The 16,020-nt window shown below is 68.6% G+C and carries 14 protein-coding genes; 2 read left to right on the top strand and 12 right to left on the bottom strand.

The window, feature by feature from the left end; translation table 11 throughout:
- Positions 1-78 precede the first annotated feature (78 nt).
- Both IEX47_RS12465 and uvrB read right to left on the bottom strand, forming a co-directional pair.
- Positions 79-1,065 carry an NAD(P)/FAD-dependent oxidoreductase gene (locus tag IEX47_RS12465; protein WP_188784334.1) on the bottom strand — a complete coding sequence of 329 codons (987 nt, stop codon included), beginning with the start codon at positions 1,063-1,065 and terminating at the stop codon, positions 79-81.
- On the bottom strand, positions 1,062-3,158 hold the full coding sequence (gene uvrB / locus IEX47_RS12460) for an excinuclease ABC subunit UvrB (protein WP_229662840.1): 2,097 nt from the start codon (positions 3,156-3,158) through the stop codon (positions 1,062-1,064). Before uvrB ends, IEX47_RS12465 begins: the two co-directional genes overlap by 4 nt.
- 43 nt (positions 3,159-3,201) lie before the next feature.
- Here uvrB and IEX47_RS12455 point away from each other — a divergent pair, with 43 nt between their 5' ends.
- Complete coding sequence (locus IEX47_RS12455) at positions 3,202-4,458, top strand: phospholipase D-like domain-containing protein (RefSeq protein ID WP_188784333.1); 1,257 nt, start codon at positions 3,202-3,204, stop codon at positions 4,456-4,458.
- 215 nt (positions 4,459-4,673) lie between these two features.
- Here the strand turns inward: IEX47_RS12455 and IEX47_RS12450 are convergent, their stop codons facing one another.
- The 9 genes from IEX47_RS12450 to IEX47_RS12410 all read right to left on the bottom strand — a co-directional run bounded on the left by IEX47_RS12450 (position 4,674) and on the right by IEX47_RS12410 (position 13,758).
- Positions 4,674-5,759: an MlaD family protein gene (locus tag IEX47_RS12450; RefSeq protein WP_188784332.1), complete on the bottom strand. Its 1,086-nt coding sequence runs from the start codon at positions 5,757-5,759 to the stop codon at positions 4,674-4,676.
- A 7-nt stretch (positions 5,760-5,766) separates the two neighbouring features.
- Complete coding sequence (locus IEX47_RS12445; RefSeq protein WP_188784331.1) at positions 5,767-6,852, bottom strand: MCE family protein; 1,086 nt, start codon at positions 6,850-6,852, stop codon at positions 5,767-5,769.
- Positions 6,849-7,925, bottom strand: a complete 1,077-nt coding sequence (locus IEX47_RS12440) for an MCE family protein (RefSeq protein ID WP_188784330.1) — start codon at positions 7,923-7,925, stop codon at positions 6,849-6,851. The genes IEX47_RS12445 and IEX47_RS12440 overlap by 4 nt, the downstream gene beginning before the upstream one ends.
- Positions 7,919-8,893 (bottom strand): MCE family protein, encoded by a 975-nt coding sequence (locus tag IEX47_RS12435; protein ID WP_188784329.1) that lies wholly within the window; start codon positions 8,891-8,893, stop codon positions 7,919-7,921. The genes IEX47_RS12440 and IEX47_RS12435 overlap by 7 nt, the downstream gene beginning before the upstream one ends.
- The gene (locus tag IEX47_RS12430; RefSeq protein ID WP_188784328.1) at positions 8,890-9,912 is read right to left on the bottom strand and encodes an MCE family protein; all 1,023 of its coding nucleotides are present in this window, start codon (positions 9,910-9,912) and stop codon (positions 8,890-8,892) included. The genes IEX47_RS12435 and IEX47_RS12430 overlap by 4 nt, the downstream gene beginning before the upstream one ends.
- A gap of 1 nt (position 9,913) precedes the next feature.
- Complete coding sequence (locus IEX47_RS12425; RefSeq protein ID WP_188784327.1) at positions 9,914-10,981, bottom strand: MCE family protein; 1,068 nt, start codon at positions 10,979-10,981, stop codon at positions 9,914-9,916.
- A 12-nt stretch (positions 10,982-10,993) separates the two neighbouring features.
- Positions 10,994-11,815, bottom strand: coding sequence for an ABC transporter permease (locus IEX47_RS12420; protein ID WP_229662839.1), 822 nt, complete (start codon positions 11,813-11,815; stop codon positions 10,994-10,996).
- Between the two features lie 8 nt (positions 11,816-11,823).
- On the bottom strand, positions 11,824-12,639 hold the full coding sequence (locus tag IEX47_RS12415) for an MlaE family ABC transporter permease (RefSeq protein WP_188784326.1): 816 nt from the start codon (positions 12,637-12,639) through the stop codon (positions 11,824-11,826).
- Between the two features lie 180 nt (positions 12,640-12,819).
- Positions 12,820-13,758 (bottom strand): DNA-3-methyladenine glycosylase family protein, encoded by a 939-nt coding sequence (locus IEX47_RS12410; RefSeq protein WP_188784325.1) that lies wholly within the window; start codon positions 13,756-13,758, stop codon positions 12,820-12,822.
- Between the two features lie 60 nt (positions 13,759-13,818).
- On the opposite strand from IEX47_RS12410, the gene IEX47_RS12405 reads away from it, so the two are divergent.
- Complete coding sequence (locus IEX47_RS12405) at positions 13,819-14,496, top strand: TetR/AcrR family transcriptional regulator (protein ID WP_188784324.1); 678 nt, start codon at positions 13,819-13,821, stop codon at positions 14,494-14,496.
- 87 nt (positions 14,497-14,583) lie between these two features.
- Here IEX47_RS12405 and IEX47_RS12400 read toward each other — a convergent pair whose 3' ends face one another.
- Positions 14,584-15,864, bottom strand: coding sequence for an acetyl-CoA C-acetyltransferase (locus IEX47_RS12400; RefSeq protein WP_188784323.1), 1,281 nt, complete (start codon positions 15,862-15,864; stop codon positions 14,584-14,586).
- Positions 15,865-16,020: the final 156 nt, after the last annotated feature.

Raw genomic sequence — 16,020 nt, 5'->3', positions numbered from 1 at the left:
GGTCAGCCTAGTCGGGAAAGGAAACGACGGGTACACCATGTACCGTCCCCTGACCCGACGTGACGCCCCGCACATGCCTCAGCTCGCGTCGGTCGAGTGCCCCGGGAAGAGGTGCGCGGCAGGGTCGATCGCGACCGCCGCGTTGTTGACCGCGGTCGCCGCCTCGCCGAACCCGACCGCGATCAGCCGCACCTTCCCGGCGTACGACGTGATGTCGCCCGCCGCGAAGACACGCGGCAGGTTGGTGCGCATCGCGCTGTCGACGACGACGTGGTGCTGGTCGAGCGCGAGGCCCCACCGCTCCAGCGGACCGGGATCGGCCACGAAGCCCAGCGCTGCCACGATCCGCTGCACCGCGAGCGTGCGCGTCTCGCCCGCGACGTCGAGGTCGACCTCCTCGACGTGCCCGTTGCCGCGCACCGCGGCGACCTGGGCCTGCGTGAGGATCTCGACACCGGCGGCCCGTGCCTCCGCCACCAGCCCCGCGTGCGCCCGGAAGGCGTCGCGCCGGTGGGCCAGCGTCACTGAGCGCGCCACGGGCGCCAGGTGGAGCGACCAGTCGAGTGCGCTGTCACCGCCGCCGACGACGAGCACGTCGACCCCGGCGTACGGCGTGGCCTCGGTGATGAAGTGGTCGACGCCGCGGCCGGTCCACTCCTCCCCCGCGGCCGGCAACGGGCGCGGGCGGAACCGGCCGATGCCGGTCGTCAGCAGCAGCGCACCCGCCGACACCGTGGTGCCGTCGTCGAAGGACACGTCGACGCCGTCGTCGCGCGCCTCGAGGGTCGTCGCCACCCGCCCCAGCAGGTACGCCGGATGGGCGGTCGCGGCCTGCCGCACCAGGCCCGCGACGAGGTCGGTGCCGCTGATGTCGGGGAAGCCGGCGACGTCGCGGATCGGCTTGTGGGGGTACATCGCGGTGATCTGCCCGCCGAGCTCGGGCAGCGCGTCGGCCAGCGCGACCGAGAGCCCGCGGAACCCGGCGTAGTAGGTCGCGAAGAGGCCGGCCGGGCCCGCACCGACCACGAGCAGGTCGACGTCGTGGTGGTGCGGGCGGGAGGTCACTTGGTGGCTTCCATCATCTGCCGCAGCTCCTTCTTCAGGTCGCCGATCTCGTCGCGAAGGCGCGCAGCGAGCTCGAACTGCAGCTCGGCGGCCGCGGCCTTCATCTGGTCGGTCAGCTCCTGCACCAGCTGCGCCAGGTCACTCGTCGGCAGGCCGGCGGTGTCGGGCGCGACCGCGTGGAGCTTCGAGAGCTTCGGGGTCGGCGACTTCTTGTGGTCCGCCTTCTGCCAGTCGGCGAGGAGCTCGTCGGTCGACTCCGCCTCGCGGGCCAGCATCTCGGTGATGTCGGCGATCTTCTTCCGCAGGGGCTGCGGGTCGATGCCGCGCTCCTCGTTGTAGGCGACCTGGATCGCCCGGCGACGGTTGGTCTCCTCGATCGCCTTCTCCATGGACGGCGTGACCTTGTCGGCGTACATGTGGACCTGGCCCGACACGTTGCGCGCCGCACGGCCGATCGTCTGGATCAGCGACTTGTCGGAGCGGAGGAAGCCCTCCTTGTCGGCGTCGAGGATCGCCACCAGCGACACCTCGGGAAGGTCCAGGCCCTCGCGGAGCAGGTTGATGCCGACGAGCACGTCGTACTCCCCCAGCCGGAGGTCGCGCAGCAGCTCGATGCGCTTGAGGGTGTCGACCTCGGAGTGCAGCCAGCGCGTGCGGATGCCGGCGTCGAGGAGGTAGTCGGTGAGGTCCTCCGACATCTTCTTGGTGAGGGTCGTGACCAGGACCCGCTCGTTCTTCGCCGTGCGCTCACGGATCTCGTGGATCAGGTCGTCGATCTGGCCCTTCGTGGGCTTCACGATGACCTCGGGGTCGACCAGGCCCGTCGGGCGGATGATCTGCTCGACGACGTCGCCCTGGACCTTGTCGAGCTCGTAGTTGCCCGGCGTCGCCGAGAGGTAGACGGTCTGGCCGATGCGCTCGACGAACTCCTCCCACCTGAGCGGACGGTTGTCCATCGCGCTGGGAAGCCGGAAGCCGTGGTCGACGAGGTTGCGCTTGCGCGACATGTCGCCTTCGTACATGCCGCCGACCTGCGGGACCGCGACGTGCGACTCGTCGATGACGAGCACGAAGTCCTCGGGGAAGTAGTCGAGCAACGTGTTGGGCGCACTGCCGGGCAGGCGGCCATCCATGTGCATCGAGTAGTTCTCGATGCCGGAGCACGAGCCGACCTGCCGCATCATCTCGATGTCGTACGTCGTGCGCATCTGCAGGCGCTGCGCCTCGAGCAGCTTGCCCTGGCGCTTGAACGTCTCGAGCTGGTCCTCCAGCTCGTGCTCGATGCCGCTGATCGCGCGCTCCATGCGCTCGGGTCCGGCGACGTAGTGGGTCGCCGGGAAGATGTGGAGCTCCTCGTCCTCGGTGACCACCTCGCCGGTCACCGGGTGGAGCGTCATCAGCCGCTCGATCTCGTCGCCGAAGAACTCGATGCGGATCGCGAGCTCCTCGTAGACCGGGACGACCTCGAGCGTGTCGCCGCGGACCCGGAACGTGCCGCGGGTGAAGGCCATGTCGTTGCGCGTGTACTGGTTGTCGACCAGACGGCGCAGCAGCAGGTCGCGGTCGTGCTCCTGGCCGACCTTCAGCCGGAGCATGCGGTCGACGTACTCCTGCGGGGTGCCGAGGCCGTAGATGCAGGACACCGTCGACACCACGATGACGTCGCGCCGGGTCAGCAGCGAGTTGGTCGCCGAGTGGCGCAGCCGCTCGACCTCCTCGTTGATCGAGGAGTCCTTCTCGATGTAGGTGTCCGTCTGCGGCACGTAGGCCTCGGGCTGGTAGTAGTCGTAGTAGCTGACGAAGTACTCCACCGCGTTGTCGGGGAAGAGGTGGCGCAGCTCGTTGGCGAACTGCGCGGCCAGCGTCTTGTTGGGCTGGAGCACCAGCATCGGCCGCTGCACCTGCTCCGCGACCCACGCGACCGTCGCCGTCTTGCCCGTGCCGGTGGCACCGAGGAGAACGACGTCCTGCACGCCGGCGTCGAGGCGCTTGCTGATCTCGGCGATCGCCGCGGGCTGGTCGCCGGACGGCTCGTAGTCGGAGATCACGCGGAACGGCGCGACGCGCCGCTCCAGATCAGTCACTGGTCGCATGCCGCCAGCGTAGTTGCGACCACTGACAGCTAGATTGGCCCACGTGAGCCGAGCCACTGCTGTCGAACGCACGACACGCTTCGTACGCAGGGCGTTGCTGACGATCCTGGGCGTCCAGCTCGTCGTCGCGTTCTCGCTGACCCTGGTCGACTCCTACCGCCGTCGCAACAAGAAGCCGAAGCCGTTCCCGGTCACCGCGCCGATGGAGGTCACGGTCGGCGAGGGCACGGTCACGACGTACACCTACGGCCAGGACCTGTACGACGACATGCTGGCCGCGATCGAGTCCGCCGAGCGGCAGGTCCTCTTCGAGACCTACATCTGGAAGGACGACGAGATCGGCCAGCAGTTCAAGCAGGCCCTCGTCCGTGCCGCCCGTCGCGGCGTCGCCGTCCACGTCATCTACGACGGATTCGCGAACCTCGTCGTGCCCCCGACGTTCAAGCGGTTCCCGCCCGACATCAAGGTGCTCCGCTTCCCGGTCTACAACGCCGGCATCCGCTTCTTCGACCTGCGCCACTACGGCCGCGACCACCGCAAGATCCTCGTCGTCGACGACGAGGTCGGCTTCGTGGGCGGCTACAACATCGGCTCGGCGTACGCCACCGAGTGGCGCGACACCCACTGCCGGATCACCGGCCCCGGCGTGTGGGACCTGCAGCGCGCCTTCGCCGACTTCTGGAACCTCCACCGCAAGCGCCGCTTCCGCGCCAACGAGCGTCCGCTCCTGCTCGAGACCACCTCGGTGTGGGACTCCCGCGTCCGCTTCCACCGCAACATCCCGACCCTGTGGAGCTTCCCCATCCGGTCGATGTACCTCGAGGCGATCAACCGCGCCGCGACCCGCGTGTGGCTCACCCACGCCTACTTCATCCCGGACGCCAACTTCGTCGACACCCTGCGCGAGGCTGCGCAGCGCGGCGTCGACGTCCGCGTGCTGCTCCCCCGCAAGTCCAACCACATCGTCGCCGACTGGATCTCCCGCGGCTACTTCGCCTCGATGCTCGAGTCGGGCATCCGGATCTTCCGCTTCCGCGACGCGATGGTCCACGCCAAGACCGCCACCATCGACGGCAGCTGGTCCACGATCGGCACCGCGAACGTCGACCGGCTCAGCATGCAGGGCAACTACGAGATCAACGTCGAGTTCATCGACCGCGACCAGGCCCAGGTCATGGAGCAGATCTTCGAGAACGACCTCACCAACTGCGCCGAGCTGACGATGGACGAGTGGGAGTCGCGCGACATCTACCGCCGCTTCACCGAGGCGATCCTCGGCCCCCTCCGTCCGCTGCTCTGACGCCGCCGACCTGCTCTGACGCTGTCGGCCTGCAGCGCGAGTCCGCCGGCCGCCTCTGACGCGGCCGGCAGCGGACCGGCGCCGGTGCACAGGCCTTCCTGGTTCCCGCCGCTCGCCGACGCTCGCTCTGGTCAACGACCGGGCCTGCCCGCCTGCAGATGACGGAAGCCCGGCCCCCTGACGGGGACCGGGCTTCCGGTGTGCTCAGCTGCCGATCACTTGTCGATCGGCGGCAGGGCGTGGTTGGCGCCGCGCCAGCGGGCCGGGCTCGACCCGCAGTGACCGTTGCGGTTGACCGGGTTCGGGTCGATGACCGACGGGTTGGCCTTGGGGCCGCCGTAGTCGCAGATCGCCTCGCCGTCGAGGAACGCCCGGAGGTACCACCAGCCACCGTGCAGCGACGCGGTCACCTTGCCGAGCGCGCCCGGCGTGACCTGGGCGAGCGCACGCACGCTGGCGTCACGGTCGGCCAGGATGTTGGTGGTCGCGTTGAGGTTCTTCAGCAGCGCCGGCAGAAGCGGGCCGAGGTCGTCGATCAGCTGGCCGACCGTCCGGAGGTCCGAGGGAGCGTTCTTGAGGATCCGCTGGAAGGTCGGGTCGAACTTCACCAGCCACGCGGTGAGCTCCTTGGCGGACGCCGAGAAGCTCACGAGGTCCTGCTGGTGGCGGGCCAGGATCTGGTTGACCGTGAGGCCGTTGTGGAGGAGCGCGTCGGTGCGCGGCCAGGCATCGTCCAGCGTCGAGACCAGCTCGTTGCTCGAGGTCAGCAGGTGGTCGAGGTCGTCGCTGCTGTCGCTCACGGCTGCGTTGAGCTCGTGCAGCAGGATCTTGACGTCCTTGTCGTTGATCTCGTCGAGGAACTTGTCGAGGTTGTCAGCCGCCGAGGCGACCGTGATCGGCAGGCTCACGGCCGCGGCGTTGATCTGCGCGCCGTCCTTCAGGAACGGCCCCTGTGTCGAGGTCGGGATCAGGTTCAGGAACTGCTCACCGATCGGCGAGAGGCTGACGACCTCGGCCTTGGCCGACGTGGGGACCTTGGCGCCGTTCTTGAAGGTCACGGTGGCGTCGGGACCGGTCTTGCCGACCCGGATGTCGGTGATGGTGCCCACGCGGACGCCGCGGTAGTTGACCGCCGAGCCCTCGAAGAGGCCACCGGTCTGCGCCATGTGGACCGTGATCCGGTCGGGGCTGCCGGTGAGGGGGAGCTTCAGCACCGCGGTGACCATGTAGATCATCAGCAGGACGAACACCGCGATCAGCGCGATGAAGCTGAGCACCAGCTTGTCGAACTTCTTCAGCATGATTGCCTCACAGCCCCAGGACGGACAGCGGATTGGTGATGGTCGACAGCGGGTTCGTGACGCCGGTGAGCGGCGACGTCGTGCCGCTCGACGTACCGCCGCTGGTCGCGCCCGTGAGGCTGCCGCCGCCGAGCCCGCCGAGCAGCGCGCCAGCACCGATGTGGATGTGGGCGTAGAGGTTGGCGTAGCTCGGGCGCGCCACGTTGCGGATGATCGGGGCAGCCGAGCGGATCTGGTCGAGCGCTCCGAGGATCGCGTCGCTGTTCGCGTTGACCTCCTGCAGCACCGGGCCGAGCTCCTTGACGATCACCGCGATGTCGTCGCGGTTGGCGTCGACGATCTGCTTGGCCGTCGCACCCAGCTTGTTGGCCTCCTTGAGGAGTGCCACGAGGCCGGGGGTGTTCTCGGTCAGCGTCTTGGCCGCCGGACGGATGTCGGTCAGCGCGTGGTTGATCGTCTCCTGGCGGGCGTTGAGCGTCTTCGACGTCGACGCAAGGGCGGACAGGATCCGGTCGATCTGGCGCTGGCTGCCGGTCACCGTCTGCATGAAGGTGTCGAGCTTGGCGATCAGGGCGTGGGTCGTCGGCACGCGGCCGTCGACCGCCTTGTTGAGCTCGTGGACGATCGTCTGGATCGACCCGAGGCCACCGCCGTTGATGAGGAGCGACGCCGAGGCGAGCGCGTCCTCGACCGACGGCGCGGTCTCGGACTGGCTGCGCGGCAGCATCTCGCCACCGTGCAGCGGGTTGCCCGAGGCCGAGGGCTCGACCTGCACGTACATCTCGCCGAGGGCGGTGGTGTAGCGCAGCCGGACCTTCGCCTGGTCGGTCAGCTTGGTGTCGTTGTCGATCTTCAGCGTCACGATGGCCTCGTAGTTCTTGGCCTTGACGGTGTCGACCTTGCCGACCGGGACGCCACCGATGCGGACCGGCGAGCCATCCGGGAGGTTGAGCGCGTCGGGGACGGCCAGCGAGACGAGGTAACCGTCACCGCGGCTGTTGTTCGCACGGGCCAGGTCGCCGGCGGTGAAGCCACAGCCGGAGACGAGGAGGCCGACGCCCGCAAGCGCAGCAGTTGCGAGTCGCCCGTTCACAGGCCACCTCCCAGGATCTTGAGCAGGTCGTTGATCGTCGTGGTCGGATCGAGGCTCAGCGCGTTGCAGAGGTTGTTGCCGAGTGCGGAGCAGATCGCGTTGGTGAGGTCCGGCAGCGGCGAGAGGTCCTGGAGCGGGATCCGCACGTTGACCGTGCCCCGCACCGTGACCGCGCGCCCGAGGTTGTCGAACGCGAGCGGCAGGGTCTCGACGGTCTCGCCCAGCTGGGAGCTGTGCTTCAGCAGGTTGCCCGTCACCTCCGTGAGCCCGGAGACCGAGGTCTTCAGGGCCTTGCGGTTGTCGCGAACGAAGGCGGCCAGGCCGTTGAGCGCGGCGCTCAGCGACTTGAGGGCCGCGCCGAACTCCTCCTTCTCGCTGTTGAAGAGCGCCGCCGCAGCCGTGACGCTCGCGGAGAACTCGTCGATCGTCTGACCGTTGGAGGCGAGCACCTGCGTGAGCGACGCGAGGTTGTCGATCGAGGTCGAGATGTCGCCACGGTGGTCGGCCAGGGCCGTCGCCGCCTTCGCGACGTCCGTCAGCGTCTGGTTGGCCAGCTGGCCCGTCCCCTGCAGCGACCGGGCGCCGACGGAGATCAGGTTGCTGAGCGCGCCGGCCTTGCCGTCGTGTCCCGCCAGACCCTTGGTGAACCGGTCGAGCGCGGCGATGATCTCGTCCCACTCGACGGGGGTCTTCGTCCGGTCGAGCGGGATGGAGACGTCGTCCGAGGCCTCCTTGTCGCCCGTGTGGAAGACAGGCGCCAGCTCGACGTACCGGTCCGTCGCGACCGAGCGGGCCACGACCAGCGCGCCCACGTTGTCCGGGATCTTCAGGTCGCCGTCGGTGATGTCCATCGTCACCTTGACCTGGTTGCCGTCCGCGACGATGTCGGTGACCTGCCCGACCGGAACGCCGAGCACGCCGACCTGGTTGCCCACGAAGAGGCCCGCCGTGTCGTCGAAGTACGCCGTGACGGTGCGGCCGCCGCCGCCCAGCGGGAAGCAGGCAGTGGTGGTGGCGCCGGTGAGCGCCAGGGCGGCGATCGCCCCGACGATGCGCTTGCGCTTGGTCAGCACAGGATTCCCCTTCCGCACGCAGCGGCGTCAGGCAGCACGCCGCCCTTGGCGTACAGGTTGACGAACGGACCGCCGCCTGTGGCGTTGGCGATGTAGCGGCCGGCGATTGCGAGGTTGTCCACAGCCTTGCCGACGACCTTGTCGTTCTTCTTCAGCGTGGCGATCACGACGTTGAGGTTCTTCAGCACCGGGCCGAGGTCAGCACGGTTGTCCTGGACGATCCCGTTGAGCTGGGTGCCGAGCGTGCTGAGGTCGACGAGGAGCTTGTGGATCGCGTCCCGACGGGAGTTGAGCGTGTCGAGGATCAGGTCCGAGGCCTTCATCAGCGCGATGATGTCGTCGCTGCTGTCGGTGAGCTGCTTGGAGACCTGCGAGGTCGCCTGGAGGAGCTCTCCGAGGTCGTCGCTGTGCGAGGCGATCAGCGACGAGAGCTTGCCCACCTGGACGAGCGCGGGCTTCACGTCGTCGCCGGCGACGCTGAGGATCTTGCCCATCTCCTTGAAGGAGCGCTCGATCGCGTCGACGTCGAACTCGTTGACCTCGGGCGTGCCCTGCTCGATGACGTCCTGCAGGTTGAACGGGACGTGCGTCTGCGCGACAGGGATCGGGTTGTCGCCGATGTCGCCGGCACCGGCGGGAGTGACCGCCAGGAAGTGGGTGCCGAGCAGCGTCGCCACCTTGACGTCGAGCCGGGTCTGGTCGCCGAGGCGGATGTCCTTGTCGACCGTGAAGTTGATGTCGACCTTGTCGCCGGCGAGCTTGATGCCCGTCACCTTGCCGACGTCGACACCCGCGACCTGCACCGGCTCGGAGACCCGGAGGCCGCCGGTGTTCTCGAGCGACGCGGCGTAGCCACGGGCGCCGATGTTGAGCCGGCTGGCACCGACGACGAGGGCGACGAGGAGCGCGAGCGCCCCGAACGCCACGAGCCCGGTCCGGTACTTGTCGTACTGGTAGATCGGCTTCACTTGCACACCTCCGAGTACGGGCCGCCGTCTCCACCGATCCAGATCGTCCCGGTGGGGAGTCCCTCGGCCTCGATGCCGAGGTTGCAGAAGTAGATGTTGAGGGCCGAGTAGTAGGACCCGACCTGGGCGAGGTTGCCCGTCACGCTGCCGAGCGCGACGACACCCTTGACCACGCGGTCACGGTTCTGGGCGAGGATCCCGCTCGTCGTCCGCAGCGCCTGGACGTCGGACCGGACCGAGGGCCGGATCTCCTTGACCAGCTGCGACGTGGTGCCGAAGAGGCCACCGAGCGTGTCGATCGAGGTGCCGAACGTCTGGCGCTCCTTGGCCAGCCCCGACATCAGCGCCGTGAGCTGCTTGACCGTGGCGTCCAGGTCGTCGGAGTGGGCCGCGAGGTTCTGCAGCACCGGCGTGAGGTTGTTGAGCACCTCGGTGAACGCCTTGTCCCGCTCGGAGAGGAACTTCGCCGTCGACGTCGTCGACTTCAGCAGCGAGTCGACCGCAGGACCCTGGCCCTGCAGCACCGCGATGATGTTGTTGGCGAACTTGTTGACCTCGGTCGGGTCGATCGTGTCGAACAGCGGCTTGAAGCCGTTGAGCAGCGCCGTCAGGTCGAAGCCCGGGTCCGTCATGCCGGCACCGATGACCTTCGAGGGCGACAGCTCCGCACCACGGTTCGCGCCCGCGGTCAGCGAGAGGTACCGCTGGCCGAGGAGGTTCTGGTACCGCAGCTTGAGCCGGGTCGAGTCGTAGATCTTCTGGTCGTTGACCAGGTCGAAGGTGACCCGCGCCTGGTTGTCCGGCGTGACCTCGACGGACTCGACACGGCCGACCTTGACGCCCGCCACGCGGACGTCGTCACCCGAGCGCAGACCGCTGGCGGAGGTGAAGTTGGCGCGCCAGGTGCGGTGGTCCTGCTCCACGACGTTGCTCATCGTGTTGTAGAGCATCACGAAGAAGATGATGCAGATGATCGCGAAGACGACCACCTTGATCATCGTCGAGCGGAAGCCGGTCATGTCAGCACCCCCGTCCGCGCACGCCGTTGTACGACGGGCACTGCGCTCGTGAGTAGTCGGGCAGCGTCGGCGAGACCACTGTCACGTCGACGCGGACCATCGCGTTGTCCTTGGTCACCGAGGAGAGCTTCCTTGCCAGATTGCCGATCGCGATGACGCCACGGACCAGGTCGGTCCGCTCGTCGTAGAGGGCGTCCACGACGATCGCCGTGTGCGCGAGGGTGTCCACCAGCGCCTGCTTGTTGGCCGCGAGCAGCTTGTCGGTCTTGGCCATGAACGGGGTGGCACTCGACACCAGCCGGGTGAAGTTGGCCTGGTTCTTCGTCAGCGTGCGGGCGGTGACCAGCAGGTCGTCCGTCGCCTGGAAGAGGTCGGGGGCCGCCTTCTGCAGCGCCTCGAGGTTGCCCGCGAGCAGGTCGAGGTTCTGCGTGACCAGCGGCAGCTTCGGGTTCAGCTTGCCGAGGTAGGTGTCGAGGTTGGTCAGCGTCTGGCCGAGCGTCGTGCCCTTGCCGTCGAGGGCGCTCGACAGGCTGCCGAGCATCTCGGAGAGGTCGGCCGGGCCGAGCGCCGCGACGACACGGTCGAGGCCGTCGAGGATCGTCTGGAGCTCGAGCGTCTGGCGCGAGGTGTCCTGGGGGATCCGCGCGCCTTCCTTGAGGCCCCCGGCCGGGGCTGCCGGACGGACGAGGTCGACGAACGACGTGCCGAAGATCGACTGCGGCATCACGCGTGCAGTGACGTTCGCCGGGATGTCGCTGGCGAACTTGTCGTCGATGTAGAGGTTGAGCTCGATGCCGCCGACAGCGGCGCCGCCCTTGCCCTCCTGCAGGCTGTAGAGCTTGCCGACGTTGACGCCCTGGTACTTGACGTCGGCGCCGTTGATGAGGGAGCCGCCCGCGTTGCGGAAGACCGCGGTCGCGGAGATGCGGTTGGCGAGCGCGCCCTTGCTGACGGAGACCAGCCCGGCAAGGACCAGGCAGATCACGCCGATGAAGATCAGGCCGCGGAAGAGCAGGACCTGCGAGGTGGGCGGGCGACCGTTGCCCGCGAGGACATCACGGATGTTCATGTTCTGCCTTCCTCAGCCCTGGATCCGGAATCCGGGGTCGTTGCCCCAGAACGCGAGGGTCAGGAGCATGTCGGCGATGACGATGGTGACGATGGAGGCACGGATCGCGCGACCCGTGGCCTCACCGACGCCGGCGGGGCCGCCGGAGGCGTTGTAGCCGAACCAGGCGTGGATCAGCGCGACGATGAGCGCGAAGACCAGCATCTTGATCACCGACAGGATCACGTCCTTCGGCTGAAGGAACGCGTAGAAGTAGTGGTCGTACTGACCGCCGGACTGGCCGAAGATCACGACGACCGCGAACTTCGAGGCGAGCCACGAGCCGAGCAGGCCGATGAAGTAGAGCGGGATGATCGCGACCATCGCGCCGATCACGCGGGTCGTGATCAGGAAGTGGATCGGGTTGACCGCCATGACCTCGAGGGCGTCGATCTCCTCGTGGAGCTTCATCGAGCCGATCTGCGCGGTGAAGCGACAGCCGACCTGGCCGCCGAGCGCGAGCGCAGCGACGAGCGGCGCGAGCTCACGCGTGTTGACCGAGGCGGAGACGAAACCCGTGATCGGCGCCAGACCGATCAGCTCGAGGCCGTTGAAGCCCTCGATGCCGAGCGAGGTGCCGGACGAGAGGCCCAGCAGGATCATGATGCCGATCGTGCCGCCGCCGACGAGGATCGCGCCGGAGCCCCAGGCGATGTCCATGATCTGGCGGAGCACTTCGCGGTGGTAGTTCTTGAGGACCACCGGCACGGACACGAGGACCCGCACCATGAAGGAGGCGAGGTCACCGCCCCGGACGAGGCCACCCTTGAGGGCGGAGACTTGCTTCGTGAACACAGGCACTCCTAGGCCACCGACTGGGGAACGAGCATGACGTAGGCCTGCGTCACCGCGACGTTGACGACGGCGAGCGCGACGACGCTGATGACGACCGACTGGTTGACCGCGTCAGCAACGCCCTTCGCGCCACCGGAGGCGGCGAGGCCCTTGTAGCAGGAGACGATGACGGCGATGAAGCCGAAGAGGAACGCCTTGAACTCCGCCAGGACGAGGTCGGTCGGCTGGGCGAAGGCGACGAAACCGCTCAGGTAGGTGCCGGAGCTGACGTTGCCGCTCTGCACGTTGAGGAGGAAGCCAGTCGCGATGGCGGCGACGGCGACGACGATGTCGAGCAGGAGCGCGACGACGATCGCGGCGGCCAGGCGCGGGGCGATGATCCGGTTGACCGGGTTGATGCCCATGACCTTGAGCGCGTCGACCTCCTCACGGATGGTCCGGGCGCCGACGTCGGCACAGATCGCGGAGCCGACGGCACCCGCGATGATCAGCGAGGTCACCAGCGGCGCGCCCTGGCGCAGAACGCCGATGCCGTTGACCGCACCGGCGAACGAGCCGGCACCGATCTGGTTGGCGACCGCGCCGACCTGGACCGAGACGATGATGCCGAACGGGATCGCGACCATGATCGCGGGCGCGAGGCCGACGCGGATCATGAACCAGCACTGGAAGAAGAACTCGCTCCAGGAGAAGTTGCGCTTGGTGATGTCACCACAGATCGCAATCACGGACTCCACGGAGAGCAGCGCCATGCCGCCCAGCGTGGTCAAGCCCTTCTTCGTCCGGCCCGTCATGTCGCTGACGAGTGCAGTCACTGCGCTCATACCGCGTGCCCCTCACAGTTGGGGGCCCCAGCCCTGGTCCGTGTCACCTGCGCACTCCTTGATCCACACAACCTCGACGTCAGCGCAGCGTAACGGCAATCACATATCTGGTCATTGGAGTGACCAAAGTGACGGAAAACCGGTCCCTGCTGGACTGCTAACGTCCGAGTGTGCCGTGAGTCACGGCTTGTCGACATCCTGTCCGGGTAAATGTCTTCGAGGTCCCATTCGTGCCCCCCGCCGCGGCTTTCCCAGCCCAGAAACGGCGACCAGGACCTGCACGCGAAGGCGGTGCGGACGCCACGGCTCGAGGAGTGTGGCAAGCGCCACGTCGTCGATCGCGGCGCCGGTCAGGGCCCAGCCGACGTCCTTGGCGACGTGGTAGTCGCCGAAGCTGACCGCGTCCGCGTCGCCCAGCGCACGCGCCCGGACCTCGGCACTGGTCCAGACCCCGACGCCCGGCAGCGACTGCAGCTTCCGGTCGGCGAGATCGACGTCGTCGTCCGCGATCCGCTCGAGCGCAGCAGCCCGTCCGGCCGCCGCGACGATCGTCCGTGACCGGGCCGGGTCGACGTGCAGGTCGAGCCACTCCCAGCTCGGGATCGCAGCCACGACCGCGGGCTCCGGCTGCAGGAAGAGGGGCGGCCCGTCCCCCGGCGCCGGCTCACCGTGGCGCCGCACGAGGCGGCGGAACCCGGCGAACGCCTCCTGGCCGGTCACCTTCTGCTCGAGGACCGCAGGCAGGAGTGCCTCGAAGACCAGGCCCGTCCGGCCGATGCGCAGGTGCAGGTGCCGGCGGTGCGCCTCGACGAGCACCGGATGGCGCGGCTCGAAGCCGCTCGGGTCGTCGAGCGCGCCGAGCATCGCCGGGACGGAGTCGAGCGCCCAGGCGGCACCCGGTCCCCACGCGCGCGCCTCCACGACGCCCAGCCCGGGGCGAGGTGTCACCTGCAGGCGGGCGGGGCCGTCCGGCGTACGGAAGGCGCGCCAGTGGCTCACTCCCCCGGGCCCGCGCTCGACGACGTACGTCGGGTCGCCGGCACCGCGCCGGGCCGAGCCCAGCACCTGCCCCACCGGACACGGCCACGACGGGCGCCAGGTGCGCTCGGTCGCGGTCATGCGCGCAACTTACCGAACACGTATGTAACTCCCTGTTGCAGTTCGCCTTATGCTGCCTGTATGACCACGACCGCCACGGACGGCCGCCGCACCGCCGCAGCCTCGCGGCGCCGCGAGCGCCGTGCCGAGATCATCGCCGCCACCCGGGAGCTCTTCGACGAGCGCGGTGTGCGCGACGTGCAGATCGAGGACGTCGCCCGGTCGGTCGGCATCAACCGCGCCATCATCTACCGGCACTTCTCCGGCAAGGAGGAGCTCTTCGCGCTCACCCTGTGCGGCTACCTCGACGAGCTCGACGCGCAGCTGGCCGAGGCCGTCGCCCGTCACCGCGCGCCGATGGCCCAGCTGGCTGCCGCGGTCGAGGCCTTCGCCGACTTCGGCATCGCGCACCCGGCGTTCGTCGACTGCTGCCTCACGCTGATGCGCCGGCCGGGTCCCGAGCTCCTCGACGAGGTGAGCGAGAGCGCGATGTTCCGCCTGGGTCGTGGCATCACGGGCTGCATGGAGAAGATGGCCGCCGTCGTCGAGCGTGGCAACGCCGACGGCGAGATGAAGGTCGAGGACCCGTACCAGCTCATCAACACGTTGTACGCCGCCGGCCTCGGGTCACTACAGCTGGCGCGCCTCGGCATCACGGTGCGTCCCGCCTCCCCCGGCATCCCGACGGTCGTTGCGCTCCCGGCCGAACAGGTGAAGGCCTACATGGTCGAGACCGCCAAGGCGCTCACGCGCATCTGAGCTGGCCACCGGCCGCCCGGGCGACTCCGCCGTCAACGACAGGAAGCCCCCGCCCGAAGGCGGGGGCTTCCTGCGTGGAGCAGCGGATCAGCGCTCGACGATGGCGACGATGCCCTGGCCGCCGGCCTCGCAGACGGACAGGAGCACGCGGCCCTTGCCCTTCTCCTTGAGCAGCTTCGCGGCAACGGGGATCAGGCGACCACCGGTGGCGGCGAACGGGTGCGCCGCAGCGAGCGACGAGCCGTTGACGTTGAGCTTCGAGCGGTCGATCTCGCCGAGCGGCTTGTCGAGGCCCAGGCGCTCCTTGCAGAAGACCGGGTCGGCCCAGGCCTTCAGCGTCGAGAGGACCTGCGCGGCGAACGCCTCGTGGATCTCGTAGTAGTCGAAGTCCTGGAGCGTCAGGTTGTTGCGCTCGAGCAGCTGGGCCACGGCGTACGCCGGAGCCATCAGCAGGCCCTCGTGGCCACCGACGAAGTCGACAGCCGCGACCTGGAAGTCGCTGATGTAGGCGAGCGGCTCGTAACCGTTGGCCTTGGCCCACTCCTCGGAGGCGAGGAGGACGGCGGAGGCGCCGTCGGAGAGCGGGGTCGAGTTGCCGGCCGTCATCGTGGCCGCCTCGCCCTTGCCGAAGACCGGCTTCAGCTTGGCGAGCTTCTCGACGGTCGAGTCGGGGCGGAGGTGGTTGTCACGCTCGACGCCACGGAACGGCGTGACGAGGTCGTCCTGCCAGCCCTCGTCCCACGAGCGGGCGAGGTTCTGGTGCGAGCGCGCGGCGAGCTCGTCCTGGTCCTCGCGGGTGATGCCCCACTCGAGGGCGGTGATCGCCTGGTGGTCACCCATCGCGAGACCGGTGCGCGGCTCGGCGTTGGCCGGGGGCAGCAGGCCGATGTCACCCGGGCGGATGCCGAGGAGCGCCTTGACGCGGTCCTTGTTGGTCTTGAGCTGGTTGATCTTGATCAGCTTCTTGCGCAGCTTCTCGGAGATCGCGATCGGCGCGTCGGAGGTGGTGTCCGAGCCACACGCGATGCCGGCCTCGATCTGGCCGGTGGCGATCTGCATGGCGACGACGTTCGCGGCGAAGAGGCCGGTGCCGCACGCCTGCTGGATGTCGACGGCCGGCGTGGCCGGGTCGAGCTGCGTGCCGAGGACGGACTCACGGACCAGGTTGAAGTCACGGCTGTGCTTGACGACGGCGCCGCCGGCGACGAGGCCGAGCTGCTTGCCCTCGAGGTGGAAGCGCGACACGAGGCCGTCGAGGGCCGCGGTCAGCATCTCCTGGTTCGACGCCTCGGCGTACACGGTGTTGGAGCGGGCGAACGGGATGCGGTTGCCGCCGATGATGGCGACGCGGCGGGTCTTGGCCTGCATTGGTCACTCCTCTAGAGGTCTGAGATGTCCCTATCCTTGCCGGTCGGGACGCGTGATGGAACGGTGTGAGTGGCAGATCACGAAATGTGGACACTGAGTTACACGTCTAGTTACATGTTCTCATCACGCCGGCGCGCCTTTCGCGCGCGACCCGCC

The organism is Nocardioides phosphati, from assembly GCF_014646375.1.
Classification (GTDB): domain Bacteria; phylum Actinomycetota; class Actinomycetes; order Propionibacteriales; family Nocardioidaceae; genus Nocardioides; species Nocardioides phosphati.
The sequence above is the reverse complement of the archived record's forward strand: the minus strand, read 5'-3'. Positions and strand labels throughout refer to the sequence as shown.

Excerpts from the sequence above, each read along its gene's own strand:
- uvrB (WP_229662840.1), bottom strand. The coding sequence starts at position 3,158 with ATGCGACCAGTGACTGATCTGGAGCGGCGCGTCGCGCCGTTCCGCGTG.
- IEX47_RS12450 (WP_188784332.1), bottom strand. The coding sequence starts at position 5,759 with ATGCTGAAGAAGTTCGACAAGCTGGTGCTCAGCTTCATCGCGCTGATC.
- IEX47_RS12430 (WP_188784328.1), bottom strand. The coding sequence starts at position 9,912 with ATGACCGGCTTCCGCTCGACGATGATCAAGGTGGTCGTCTTCGCGATC.
- IEX47_RS12425 (WP_188784327.1), bottom strand. The coding sequence starts at position 10,981 with ATGAACATCCGTGATGTCCTCGCGGGCAACGGTCGCCCGCCCACCTCG.
- IEX47_RS12415 (WP_188784326.1), bottom strand. The coding sequence starts at position 12,639 with ATGAGCGCAGTGACTGCACTCGTCAGCGACATGACGGGCCGGACGAAG.
- IEX47_RS12410 (WP_188784325.1), bottom strand. The coding sequence starts at position 13,758 with ATGACCGCGACCGAGCGCACCTGGCGCCCGTCGTGGCCGTGTCCGGTG.
- IEX47_RS12405 (WP_188784324.1), top strand. The coding sequence starts at position 13,819 with ATGACCACGACCGCCACGGACGGCCGCCGCACCGCCGCAGCCTCGCGG.
- IEX47_RS12400 (WP_188784323.1), bottom strand. The coding sequence starts at position 15,864 with ATGCAGGCCAAGACCCGCCGCGTCGCCATCATCGGCGGCAACCGCATC.